12 protein-coding genes are annotated in these 12,950 nt (G+C 49.1%); all 12 read right to left on the bottom strand.

Annotated elements, in window-relative coordinates; translation table 11 throughout:
- Nucleotides 1-64 precede the first annotated feature (64 nt).
- The 12 genes from AC1BI1_RS05580 to AC1BI1_RS05525 all read right to left on the bottom strand — a co-directional run bounded on the left by AC1BI1_RS05580 (nucleotide 65) and on the right by AC1BI1_RS05525 (nucleotide 12,939).
- A complete protein-coding gene (locus tag AC1BI1_RS05580; protein ID WP_476716293.1) occupies nucleotides 65-1,213 on the bottom strand; it encodes an iron-containing alcohol dehydrogenase in 1,149 nt (382 codons plus the stop codon).
- Nucleotides 1,214-1,255: 42 nt separating this feature from the next.
- The gene (locus AC1BI1_RS05575; RefSeq protein ID WP_476716292.1) at nucleotides 1,256-3,106 is read right to left on the bottom strand and encodes an aldehyde ferredoxin oxidoreductase family protein; all 1,851 of its coding nucleotides are present in this window, start codon (nucleotides 3,104-3,106) and stop codon (nucleotides 1,256-1,258) included.
- Between the two features lie 39 nt (nucleotides 3,107-3,145).
- The gene (locus AC1BI1_RS05570) at nucleotides 3,146-3,430 is read right to left on the bottom strand and encodes a MoaD/ThiS family protein (protein WP_476716291.1); all 285 of its coding nucleotides are present in this window, start codon (nucleotides 3,428-3,430) and stop codon (nucleotides 3,146-3,148) included.
- A complete protein-coding gene (locus AC1BI1_RS05565; protein ID WP_476716290.1) occupies nucleotides 3,412-4,461 on the bottom strand; it encodes an Ldh family oxidoreductase in 1,050 nt (349 codons plus the stop codon). Before AC1BI1_RS05565 ends, AC1BI1_RS05570 begins: the two co-directional genes overlap by 19 nt.
- Nucleotides 4,442-5,131, bottom strand: a complete 690-nt coding sequence (locus tag AC1BI1_RS05560) for an RraA family protein (RefSeq protein ID WP_476716289.1) — start codon at nucleotides 5,129-5,131, stop codon at nucleotides 4,442-4,444. Before AC1BI1_RS05560 ends, AC1BI1_RS05565 begins: the two co-directional genes overlap by 20 nt.
- Nucleotides 5,132-5,217: 86 nt before the next feature.
- Nucleotides 5,218-6,189, bottom strand: a complete 972-nt coding sequence (locus tag AC1BI1_RS05555) for a sigma-54 interaction domain-containing protein (protein WP_476716288.1) — start codon at nucleotides 6,187-6,189, stop codon at nucleotides 5,218-5,220.
- A 12-nt stretch (nucleotides 6,190-6,201) separates the two neighbouring features.
- Nucleotides 6,202-6,903 carry a FadR/GntR family transcriptional regulator gene (locus AC1BI1_RS05550; protein WP_476716287.1) on the bottom strand — a complete coding sequence of 234 codons (702 nt, stop codon included), beginning with the start codon at nucleotides 6,901-6,903 and terminating at the stop codon, nucleotides 6,202-6,204.
- A 293-nt stretch (nucleotides 6,904-7,196) separates the two neighbouring features.
- Nucleotides 7,197-8,465, bottom strand: coding sequence for a nickel pincer cofactor-dependent isomerase, group 22 (locus AC1BI1_RS05545; RefSeq protein WP_476716286.1), 1,269 nt, complete (start codon nucleotides 8,463-8,465; stop codon nucleotides 7,197-7,199).
- Between the two features lie 102 nt (nucleotides 8,466-8,567).
- Entirely contained in the window at nucleotides 8,568-10,004 is a 1,437-nt protein-coding gene (locus AC1BI1_RS05540; RefSeq protein WP_476716285.1) for an Nramp family divalent metal transporter, read from the bottom strand.
- Between the two features lie 199 nt (nucleotides 10,005-10,203).
- Entirely contained in the window at nucleotides 10,204-10,911 is a 708-nt protein-coding gene (locus AC1BI1_RS05535; protein ID WP_476716284.1) for a TerC family protein, read from the bottom strand.
- A gap of 35 nt (nucleotides 10,912-10,946) precedes the next feature.
- Complete coding sequence (locus AC1BI1_RS05530; protein ID WP_476716283.1) at nucleotides 10,947-11,414, bottom strand: hypothetical protein; 468 nt, start codon at nucleotides 11,412-11,414, stop codon at nucleotides 10,947-10,949.
- A complete protein-coding gene (locus AC1BI1_RS05525; RefSeq protein ID WP_476716282.1) occupies nucleotides 11,395-12,939 on the bottom strand; it encodes a xylulokinase in 1,545 nt (514 codons plus the stop codon). Before AC1BI1_RS05525 ends, AC1BI1_RS05530 begins: the two co-directional genes overlap by 20 nt.
- Nucleotides 12,940-12,950: the final 11 nt, after the last annotated feature.

The following is a 12,950-nucleotide window of genomic DNA, read 5'->3' as shown; positions in this document are numbered from 1 at the left end:
ACTTGGTGCTTCTCACCCCCTTCAGGTTTAAAGTATAGACTTTTCGCTTACACCTTAGTTCGTCTTAGAGGACCTTTTTGCATATTTCCAACAGATCTCCTTTACTGGGCTGGCGGGGGTTAACAGCGATATTCCCGCTGGTTATGGCTTCTTCCACTACAGGCTGCAGCTTCTCTTCGGTGGCTCCATAACTGCTCAATTTATCTGTGATACCTATGTCTTCCAGAAGTTTACTAACTGCTTCCACTGATTTCCGGGCCGCCTCCATGGAGGGCAGATGAGAGATATTTTCGCCAAAAATAACAGCAATTTCAGCGAACTTCTCCGGCGCTCCCATCAAGTTGTATTCCATAACATGGGGTAAAAGGATAGCATTAGCAATGCCGTGGGGTACACCAAAGTGAGCCCCTAAAGGGGAAGCAAGGGCATGGGCTATACCCAGTCTGGTTACGTTAAAGGCTAAAGCAGCAATGGTACTAGCGTAAAGCATATCTTCCCTTGCTCTTAAGTTACGACCGTTGGCTACAGCCTTGCGCAGGCTTCGGGCAATAAGTTTAATGGCTTGGAGCGCTAAGGCTTCTGATATGGCCTGAGTTGCTGTACAAACGTAGGATTCCACCGCATGGGTGAGGGCATCCATGCCTGAAGCAGCCGTTACCCGCGGCGGCATGGTCAATGTCAACTCAGGGTCAAGGATGGCATAGGTGGGCATCAACATGAAGCTTCCGATACCGGTCTTTATTTTTGTCGCCTTATCGGTTATTACCGCCCACATGGTAGCCTCGCTGCCGGTCCCGGCGGTAGTAGGCACAGCAATGATGGGGAGGGGCCGATTCTTTATTTTGCCAATCCCGGTATAATTGAATATCTTTCCCTCATTGGTCACCATGGCAGCGGCAGCTTTAGCTGTATCCAGAGCACTGCCTCCGCCGACGCCCAGTACTACTTGAGCACCAGATTTCTTAACTTCCTCCGTTACCTGTTCCACTAAATCGGTAGTAGGTTCCCCTTCTATTGCATCGTAAACGTAAACCTTAAATTGCCCTTCCTCTAAGACTTTTAGTACCTTCTCCAAAACCCCCGCAGCCTTAACTCCTTTATCAGTAACCACAAAAACATGTTCTTTACCCAGTTCCCGCACTTTTTCAGGTACAACCTTTAAGCTTCCTACACCGAATATAATTTCCGTCGGAAGTTTATAGGTATATAACATCTTAACAACCTCCAGCTTTGATTTAAACTTAATTTAACTAATTTAAGCTTCAAAAAGATCGGCTATCCCCAGTGTCTCCAGTTTTTCCCAGGTAGGTAACCCCATCTCATCCCATCCCCGGTACTCATAATAGTCGCTCAGCATGCGGCCCAGAGGGGGCAAGTTGACTGTTACACCCTCGCCTCTCCGCTTGTAAGTTAGAGAACGGGGGGGCAGAGTATCATCTTTTCTGCTGATACCACAATAACGCACGTTGAACATTCTCTTGAGGGTAAATAGGCGTTCTCCTGTTTTCATGAATTCTTCTGGGCTCATGTCCCAGCCAGTAATGGAGTTTAACCAGGAAGTCAGGTGACTCACCTGAATGCCACCGTTGAAAACAAACTTGCATATTTTAAGGGAATCAACCATAGACATCAAGTTTTGCAACTTGGCTACAAATTCGCCCTTGCCCTCCACAGCCAGGCGGTTGTGGGGTTCTTCATACCCTAATTCGGGAATCTTGACCACCCGCTCAAAGGGGTGGGTAAAGGCCTGGAGGTGGCAGGCTCCCCTGTTGGAAGTGGCGTACGCCAGGGCTACCCCGTTAAAGGCGCGAGGATCATGGGCGGGAAATTCCAACCCCTTAACGTGATGGGCAAATTCCCAAGCCAACCCACCTATGGTTTCGGCTGCCCGCTTCACTCCTTCACCTAAAAGTTTCCCTAGACCTACCCTTTCACCTATCTGCCTCACCATTTCGATCATGGCTTCGGCATTGCCCCAGTTTAGCTTTATTCCACCTGTGTCCCGCTCATTGATTAAACCTTTTTCAAAAGCTTCCATGGCGAAAGCAATGGCATTTCCCGCAGAAATGGTATCTATCCCATACCTGTTGCATAGTTCGTTGGCATAGGCTATAGCCTCGAGATCGTCTATCAGGCACATGCCACCCAGGCAGCCCAGGGTTTCATATTCCGGCCCTGCACCTTCTACTCCCGCATATTTCCCTTCTTTGATGGAGATCTTCCTTCCGCACCCTATTACACAGCCCTTGCAGTAGTACCTGCCCACCAAAATTGTTTGTTCCATCCTGGGCCCCGATATTTTTTCCACTCCTTCAGGCCATCTGCCCAACAACCAGTTCTGTAAGGGAAAGTTGCCGTAGCTTTCGTGGGTAATAACTCCTCCCGAGGTGCCAAAGCGCGTCATTCCCGCATTTCCCTGGCGGATTTGGGGGATGAGGGACTTGACACAACGAAGCAGGGCTTCTCTGTCGGCTACAGCCGTGCGCTTATTCCCCTTGGCCACTATAGCCTTTAACTTCTTAGAACCCATAACAGCACCTACGCCACAGCGGCCCGCAGCCCGCGCATCCTTACCGTCGCTCATGATGGAAGCATACCTCACTAATTTTTCTCCAGCCGGGCCTATACAGGTTACTTCTCCACCTGTGGCTTTCTTTAATTCCTCGTAGGTTCTGAAGGTGTCTTGTCCCCAGTACTGGCCCGCATCATGGATAGTAATACCGTCCTCTTCTACCAAAATGTATACCGGCGAATCAGCCGCTCCTTTGATAATTAAGCCATCATATCCGGTCCGCTTAAAGGCCACACCCCAGGACCCGCCGATATCCGACTCGGCAAATATACCGGTCAGAGGCGATCTGGTCACTACTGCGTGTCTCCCGCTGCAGGGAACGGAGGTATCTGTATAGGGACCTACGGTAATGATGAGGGGGTTTTCCGGACTGTAAGGATCTAAACCTACTTGTTTACTGCCGGAGGCCAAATAATAAGCTCCTAATCCACTACCACCTATAAACTTCCTGGCCTCGCTGGGCGTAAGCTCTTTTTCTTCCACCTTGCGCGACGTCAGGTCAATAACCCCAATTTTCCCTTGGTACCCGTACATCTTTTTTTACCTCCTGAAATATATTTTGCCTACTTTTGCCTACCCGCCGCTTAACGGTGGATAAAGATATATAGTCTCTCCGGGCCGCACTTCAGCATTAGGTTTTAAAATGGTATCGTCCTTGATAGGTATGATGTTACCCCAAAATATAACCTCTTCTTTAACCTGGGGCACAAATCTTTTTAGAGCCGGAAATTGTTGTACAATCCGTCCCAGAACCTGTTCCACCGTTAGAGGCTCTTGAGTTGCAAGTTCCAGGCTTTTACAACCTGTGATTTCCTGAAAGGGAGAAAATAGGATAACCCTTATAAAGTCTTTATCCATGGTACATTGAACTCCTTACCTAACCTCTGGAGCATCTCCTCCACCTCAGGCTCCAGAGGTATGCCTTCTTTCTTTCTTGTTTCTTCCGTCCTAAACTCTATTTCTCCCGGCAACAGTACCTCCTCTACGCCATAGGCGGGCGGAAGGCTCTTAACCTCATCAATCATCTGGTCTACCCGCTCCTTGAAACTCTCCACGTCACCAAAGTAACCGGGATCTATTGCAGCAAAAATATGGCCCAAGTTTTGCCGGTCCTGGAAATTACGGTATAAATCGCCTATATGGGGGCCGAAGGCCGCACCGGTCAGAATGCCGGAAAAAACATCTATCAAAATAGCAATGGCCGATCCTTTGGCTCCTCCAAAGGGCAATACTGCTCCTTCCAGGGCTTTTTGGGCATCGGTAGTGATACGCCCTTCAGTATCTATGGCCCAACCTTCCGGTATACTTTCGCCTTTTTGAGCTGCCAGGATGATTTTACCTCGAGCTACAATGCTGGTAGCCATGTCGAAAACAATGGGCAGTCTGTTTTTGGCAGGTACGGCAACGGAAATGGGATTCGTTCCCATATAGGGTGACCGGGCACCCCAAGGAGCCATGGTAGCAGGGGCGTTGGACATGGCTATGCCTATCATATCTTCTTTTAAGGCACACATGGTATAGTAAGCTGCCGCGCCAAAATGATTGGAGCCCCGCACACCCACCAGGCCTGTACCAACTTCGCGGGCTTTTTTGATAGCTAATTTCATGGCTTCATAGGAAACCACTTGTCCGATAGCGCTCTTGGCGTCAATCAAAGCCATCGCCGGGCTTTCTTTTACTATTTCCGGTTCTGCTTTAGGGTCCACCAACCCCCGCCGGATTCTTTCTACATAAATGCCCGTCCGGGTAACGCCATGGGAGTCTACACCCCGGAGATTGGCCTGTACCATGGTATCTGACAATAAGCGGGCCTTTTCTTCTTCCACACCCAATTTGACGAATATGCTGGTACAAAAATTTAATAAGTCTTCAGCTCCATATCTGTTCAATTATTTCACACCCTTTTTTCTCCAAGGTTTCATCTATCCACCGCCTGTCCCAGGTCCCTTCTTCCACTTGCTTTAAGATGAGTTGCTCTCGTTCAGCAATTTCCTTTGTCTTGCGCAGGACTTCTTCAGCATCCCGCGCCGGTATTACCACCACGCCGTCTGCATCTGCCACGATAATATCACCAGGATAAACTACTACCCCGCCGCAGGATACAGGAACATTTATTTCTCCCGGACCATCTTTATAAGGGCCACGAGGTGTAGCTCCTCTGGCAAATACCGGCAAGTCCAGTTGCTTTATCCCCGCCCAATCTCGTATAGCCCCATCTACAACAAAGCCCCTTAGACCCTTCTTCATGGCGTAACGAACCATAATTTCTCCTAAAATGGAATTGGTCATATCACCTTGAGCATCTACTACAATCACATCTCCTGGTAAAGCCATATCCATTGCCTTATGTACCAGCAAATTATCACCCGGTCTCGTTTTCACGGTAAACGCTATGCCTACTAGCTTGCTATCTTCCCGCACGGGTTTTATCCCGGCATCCATACAGAACATTCTCCCCATATTGTCTGCTATGTTAGGAGTAGCATAGGGCAAGAAAGCATCAGCCAGAGAGAGAGGCGGCCTCTTAATTTGGGCATAGATTCTTAGACCGATGGGCATACGCTCTTCCTCCTTATAGTTGAAAATGTTATCTAAGCTATAATTCCAAGAATTGGCTGTACGGTAAAAGGCCCCCACAAAGGTTTTTAAATGTTATAGCACTTTAAACGCCGGTAAAAAGTAGCTAGACTTATCCCTAATTCTCGGGCGGCTTTCTTTTTTCCCTCCACAGTCCAGCCGTGCTTATTAAGAAGTTTTAGGATTTGTAGCTTTTCTTCACAGTCGTTATAACAATTATTGCCTTGAGATTTCTTGTTGTTTTGCCAAGCTTCTGCTGCTGCTTTAAGATGGTAGGGCAAGCTCTCTATATCTATACGGCTGCGATCTTCAATATTAACAGCGTATTCTATGCAATTCTGGAGCTCCCTTACATTTCCCGGCCAACTATACTGCAGGAAAAACTCTTTAAGCCGGTTAGTTAATCCCACGAATTTTTTGTCCACTTTTTGCTCATATAACCTTAAAAAATAGTCTGCCAGGTATAAAATGTCATCCGGTCTCTCTTTTAAAGGCGGTACCCAAATGGGAATAACGTTCAGGCGATAATAAAGATCGCGTCTAAAAGTGCCCTCCTCTACCATTTTGGCCAGGTCCCTATTAGTAGCAGCTACGATCCTTACGTCCACCGGCCGACGCACATTGCCTCCCACGCGCACAACCTCTTTTTCTTGCAGTACTCTCAGCAGTTTAGCCTGCAGGTGAAAGGGTATTTCTGCCACTTCATCCAAAAACAAAGTGCCCCCATGAGCCCTTTCTATGATTCCTGCCTTGCCATTCCTGGAGGCCCCAGTAAAAGCCCCTGGTTCATACCCCAAAAATTCACTTTCCCATAAGCTGTCAGGAACGGCAGCACAATTGACAGCCACAAACTCTCCCCTTCTGCAGCTTTCGTTGTGTATGGCAGAAGCAATTAATTCTTTTCCTACGCCGCTTTCACCTATGATAAGTACGCTGGCCTCTGATTTGGCAATTCGCTGTATTAAAAGTTTTATCTCTTGCATCCTGGGATTCACGGTTTTAATGTCCTTCAAATAGTACTTTGCCTTCCGCCCGTCCAAGGCTCTCTCACCTCAGGTGTCCAGTTTGCGGATAGCATTCTCAATATGCAGTTTCATAGCCTTATAGGCCCCATTCCCATTCCTGTGGAGAAGGTAACGTAAAATAATCTCATGTTCTTCCAACATTACGGGTAACCTGCTGGGAACCCCCAACGTGTGTTTTTTACAGAGTTTAAAGCATTCTGCCCAGTAATGTTCGATAGCATTGGCTACTTGAGTGAAAATAGGACTATGGGTGGCTCGAATAATTCCCATATGAAAGTAAAAATCTTCCTTTTCAGCAGTTCCTCCGGCCAATATATTATCGCGCACGGCCTCGTTAAGGCGACAGAGGTGTTCCAGTTCTGTCTGAGTTGCATTCAATGCCACCAGTCGCGCGGCCTCAGGTTCAAAACCCCGGCGAAAAATGAGCAAGTCCATGGCCACGTCTTTCTCTTCCGGGGTTATACGGCCGTTTGTGAGCCCAGGATTTGCCTGCAGTTTTTTTACAAAACAGCCCACACCATGTTTTACTTCAATTAGCCCGATGGCCACTAGAGCGCTCAACGCTTCTCGAACTGCCAAACGGCTAACTCCAAAAAGCCTTGCCAGCTCCCGCTCAGGTGGTATTCTCTCCCCCGGCTGTAATTGGCCGGATAATATTTGTTCTTTAATGCTCTGTACTATTTGTTCATATAATTTTGTTCTTTTCACTTTGCGCGCGGCAATACTCACTTCTTGGTCTCCTTATTATCTGGTGTCTATACCACTCACTATTATTATTTAACTATTCTACCTTTTTCCCTTTTTTCCTTCTTCTACTTCAAATTTTTTTGTCGATGGAAACGGGTACTCATTAATTAGGAATAAAGACCACAATTCGGAGTGTCAAACCCCTGAGGTAGAACCCAAGCTGCTGCCTGACCTTTTAAGTTTTAATTGCTCTCTGCCAACCCCTTTGGATTTCCCATGTGACTTCGGTCATACCCGGTGCTCCTCCTCTCCACAGGAGCACTCCCCTGTCTCCTTTAACGGAGGTTTCCCTCGCCGTCGAATTGTATTTCTACGGGGCCTTCCAGGACTTCTATGCCAGGACGCCCCTTTAGTTCCTTAAGGCCAGCCTCGGAAACATACATCTCGCTCAGTTCCAAAGTGTTCTTTATCCGGATAACTTTGGCCTCCTCGCTCCTCACCCGCCCTATCCACATGAAGGCCGTCTTTATAGCCAGTTCGTCTGTCTCTAATGTAACCGGTATTTTGCCCCTCTCCGGAAAGGTGGAAGTTATGCAGTTGGCATACATCTGTTCAAAATCTATTTTGTTTACTAGCCTCCTGGTGGTAAGGTCCGCCAGCCCTACCCCTACCGCATTCCCATGGCTCTCCTCCGTCAAGTCCAGCACTACTATTACCTGTATGTCCGGCTTCTCCGGTTCCGGTACCCCTTTTATCTTTATCCTCCCTATTACGTTGGTGTCCATCCCACACCCGCTTATGTTTTTCCCCATCTCCTCTACTATAAGCACGTCTATCTTTTCTAAAGGTAGTGAAGGCATCAGTTCCCGCTGGGTCTTAAGTAGCCTCTTCTCCCTCTCCTCTATCTCTTCCGGTTCCATCGCTTCTATTATGGCGGTGTGGTCATAGGCATCTTCTACTATCCCTATCCCTAAGGCTACCGGCCCCTTCTCTATCATTACTTTCGCCACTTCGGGAATATGCTCCTTTAACCCCCAGGCCCCATACCGGTGTATGTTTGCCGCCCCTTTGTGCTTCCCTAACCCTATGGCTAAAAGCTTTAGCACCCCGCTCTCTATTTCCCCACGAAAGTCTGTGTGCAGCTTTATCCGGTTTATAGCTATAATGGCCTCTGCTCTATAGGCCTCCTTGTCCATGAATACCTCTACGCCTTTGGCTGTCTTCCCCAAGGATACTACTTCCATGGAGGAAATTATGGGCGCCCCTGTATATTCTTCGGTAACGCCGTAGCTCTCCAATACTTCCCTTTGCCCCTCCGCCGTGGCCCCACCGTGACTCCCCATGGCCGGAACTATGAACGGCTTACCCCCATATCTCTTTACTTCTTCTACTACGCTCTTTACTATCAGGGCTATGTTGTTAATCCCCCGGCTCCCTACGGCTATTGCCACTCTCTTCCCGCCAGCCACTTTCTCCCCAATTCTGGTCCGGGCCATCTCTTCCCTGATCTTCCCCGGTATATCCGGCAAAGCCAGATCAGGAAAATGCTGCCTTATCCGGTACATCTCCGGTAAAACTACGTCCTCTAAGCCCTCTATTCGCATATGAGAACCCCCATCCTCAGGAAAGGAGGGAGTTAATGTTGCCGCCTTTGTAGGCGGTTAACATTAACCCCCTTTTCTTTAGAGCCGGTGTTACTGCGCTACCTACTTAATGATACCAAATTGCTGCATAATAGAAATTACAGCCATTCCTAAAAGGAACAGGCCTGAGAGTATAACGCAGATAGTCAGCACCGGACCCATCTGGTACTCCTTGGGGAGCACCTTCCTCTCCGTCCACACCTGGACCAGAGCCCAAATCCCACAAGTGAGGCTGCCACCTATCATGGTGGCGTAAGTGGCCATCTTTACAAAGGTCCAGCCCAGCCAGTTATAAGTGAGCCCAGCTATTACCATATATGCCCAAACCCACTTAGCTATACCCTCTTTGCCCGCCTCCCGCACGGCCTTAAAGGCGGGAGCGAAGGATTCATAAGTGGTGGCCGGATAGAGTTCAAAAACACTGTAAAGCGTGCCCCACAGGGCGCACCATATGCCTAGGTAGTACAGGTAAAGCAGAGAGGGATGGAGCTGGGTCAGGAAACGGGCCTGGTACTCCATAAGTTTGGTACCCGAGGGTACAAGCTGCGCCGGGTGGAGCAAGGTCGCGCCCAGGATCGTGACCGCCGCTGTAATTACCAATAGCGCAGCAAAGCTTACCAGGGTGTCCACAGAAGGAGCCCTGAGCCAGGTCCGGGCTTTTTCTACTTCTTCCTGTTCCAAGGGCAAGGCAAATTTCTGGTTAGGGTCAACAGCTAAAAGTTTTTCTTCGATTTCTTTTAAGTTGGGAAGGCCCAGAGCGCCCCATCCTTTGTTGCGATAAAGCCCAACGTATCCGATATAGTCGTAGGTGCCTCCGCCGATGGCCCCTACATACCCCACAAGTTCTACCCATATTTTGCGGCTGGCCACGTCGGGATATTTGGAAATCACCCAAGGCTCATAGCCCGAAGGAACGCTAGGGAAAAGTCCCAGGAAAGCCTGGACCCAGTCCGGCCTCGCTGCAAAGACTCCCACGAGGAAAGCTATTACCATGGTCACAACAATGGCAGTCTGGGTCTTCTCCACCCAGTCGTAGCTACCTATGAGCACAATGATCAGGGTACCGAGAATGTAGATTGTAGCCCACCATTTAACGTTTAGAGCGCCAGTCCAATTGGTAGTGATTCCACCTAGAAGGTTGGCCAGACCCCCTACCCAGGAAGGAAAACAGACTATGGTCAGTACACCCATCATGATGGGAAACCAGTTTTTAGGACCAGGGAAAATCTGTCCCCAGCGCGTCATAGGGTGCTCGCCAGTTAAAACAATATAACGAGTGCCACTATAGGCCATAAAACCTTTAGACAGTGCTCCGAACATAAGACACCAGAGCACAGCGTACCCGAAGATAGCCCCTCCGCGGGGAGCAAAGAAGGTTTCGCCACTGCCCACCGTAGCAGAGGCTAAGATAAAGCCAGGACCAAGAAAAGCCAACAAGCCTTTCCATCCCATCTTAAGTCTGGGATCGGGCTCCGGATACTTAAACAGGCTATTAGCCAATTCACACACCTCCTAAGATTTTTGGGTTTACTTTTTGTGGGAATTACATAGTTCATGGTAAAATTTATACAGCTATCACCGCCACGCCCTCTAAGGGTTTCATCACCCCCCTTACTACCTGATGCCTTGTATAATCCTTACATCCCTCCTTCCAAGGTGCAATGTTATAAAGATTCTGCGTTAAACCGTTTGCCGAAGCTTAAGGGTGTCTGGAGAACACCGTCCGGTTCCCCCGCTGTTTTCTCTTGATCTCTACCACCCCCCACGCTACAACCATAATGCCCGCCAGAGCTGGAATAACCCCGGACAGCATAACCCCTATGTGCTCTGCCAGCGCTAGTCCCCCATCATGAAAGATCATCTTAAACGCCGTATGTGCCAGTACACCTGCACCGACGTAAATTACAAGCGGGTATTTGTTCATCAAGCCCGCCAGCCAGTTGCTCCCCGCAACTAATATGGGTATGCTCAACGCCAGCCCAAATATAACCAGCCAGACATTTCCGTGAGCCGCTCCTGCTACTCCCATAACGTTGTCAAAAGCCATAGAGAGGTCAGCCACAATTATCGTAGCTACCGCAGTCCAGAAACGCGTGCTTGAGGCCACCTTTTCTTCCCCTTCTTCCTGCTTAACTAACTTCCAGGTGATAAAAAGCAGGATAACTCCACCAATGGCACTGAGGTAAGGTATCTTTAAAAGCAAGGTGGCTATAACTGTAAAAATCACTCGCAATAAAATGGCCCCGCCCGCCCCTATTACTGCTGCTGTCTTCCTCTGTTCTACCGGGAGGTCCCTTATAGCCAGGCCGATCACGGCAGCATTATCGCCGGATAGAGCTAAATCTATTATCACTATGGCCAGCACAGCATAAAAGAAGGATCCTACGTTTGTTAACGCGTCTCCCATTAACGCTTGTCCACCTCCAAATGGACCTTCGCAAATTAGTCTCCCCTACCCCGGCCTACCGTTCCCTCGATAAGATTAACGGCTTTCTGGCACCTTAAAAAAGCATACGTGGCATATCCGGCCAACACCAAGATTACAACGATAAAAGGTGTCCGGAAAAACCCAAGCATCAACGCAGTTGCCGCCCAGCCGGCTACTGTGATTATCTTCCAACCTTTGGCTAAGCGACGGTAGTCAGAGAGCATACTAGCTAGCTCTGCTCTCGCCACAGCAACCTCACGGTCCCTGGTTTTCCCAGGGGTTTGGGGAATCTGCTTGGGCTCAGATTCGCGGTGCCAGATAAGTTTTTTCAAGTAATACAGAGATAACACCAGAAAAAGGGAGGATAAAAGGTAATTTCCCTCTGTAAGTGTGCTTACAGCCAACCCGGCAAAGCTAGCGAAGGCCAAACTTCTAGCTATCACTAGTCCTCGCGGTTTTTGTCTAGAAGTACTGCGCCACAATTTCCTTCAACTCCCAGAAACGGTCTTTAAGAGAAGGGTATAGGTTTTTATATAAGTTATAAGTAGCTTTATATATATCCTTATTCTGGTAATTGGGAAAATATGTTTTATACCCTTTCACCGCTGCCCGCATGGCATCGTTACAGTCGGCATATACGCCGACAGCTACTCCACCCAGCAAGGCTGCCCCCAGAACAGCTGTTTCATGAAACTCCAGGACTCGTATTTCTTTACCGGTAATATCGGCCCTAAGCTGGGCCCAAAAATCATTCTTACCCCCCTTCCCTACAACCGCTATAGAGTCTACTTCTTTCCCCAGCAATTCTTCCGCCACTTCCAGGTTGGCCTTCAATCCGTAGCTTCCACCTTCAAGGACTGCCCGGATAAGGTCGTTTTTGGTGGTCTTGAGGTTTAGACCAAAAAATATTCCTCGAGCATGAGGGTCCCATATGGGGCTCCTCTCCCCAGACATATAGGGCAAAAATACTACACCACCTGCTCCCGGCCGGGAACGAGCAGCTTCCGCACATAACAGGTCGTAGGCATCCAGCCCGCTTAATTCAGCTACGCATTTTTCCGCAAAACCTAGAACGTCTCGGGCCCACCGGAAGGCCGCCCCTACCGCCACCATGGCCCCCATACCCAGCCATCTTTGAGGAACTACATGGCTGCGGTTTAAAAACCGGGATTCAAAGCGCGGCCTGGCAAAGCATACTGCCAGCACATCCGAAGTCCCTGACGTTTCGAAAACGTCGCCTTCTTCTATTACTCCTGCGGCAAAGGCTGAACAGGCGCTATCGGCTCCCCCCATGGCTACAGGTATACCTTTTTTTAGTCCCAGTATTTCAGCTCCTTGTTCGTCCAGTTGGCCCACGATCTGGTGGGAGGGTATGAGTTCGGGCAACTTATCTATGTCCACTCCGTAGACCTCACACAGTGTCGGAGACCACCTTTGAGTATTTCCCTGGTCGAATAACCCGGTAAGGGAGGCGTTAGAATAGTCCATGCCAAATTTCCCCGTGAGGGCTCTGGCCAGGTAAGTGTTAGCGTGCCCAAAAACTTTAGCAGACCGGTAAATTTCCGGCTCATGGTACTTTAGCCAACGCATGCTGGTGCCGGAAATAGTGCCCGCAGCTACCCGGTTGCCGCTCTCCTCTACGAACCATTCCAGGGGCTGTAGTTGCTGTATGGTTAAAGCTTCCTGCCAGGACCGGGTGTCGAGGTAGAGAATGGCCGGACGCAGGGGCTCCCCGGCCTCGTTCAGGGCCACTAGGGAGGGACACATGTTGCTTAGGCCTATACTCAAGATTTCTTTATCTTGTATTGTTTCTTTTATTTTCGCCATACAGATTTTTATTTTTTCCACCCAGTCATAAGGCCAGGATTCGGCCCACCCCGGGCTGGGAAAGGACAAGTCAAGGGGCTCTGTGGCCAGGGCTATAAGCTGGCCCTCAATGTTAAAGGCTCCTACTTTAATGCCTCCGCCCCCCACGTCTATGCCCAGGAGAAGTTCCTTTTCCCCCACTTTGTGCACTT

Source organism: Thermanaeromonas sp. DSM 22490 (assembly GCF_056378755.1).
The sequence above is the reverse complement of the archived record's forward strand: the minus strand, read 5'-3'. Positions and strand labels throughout refer to the sequence as shown.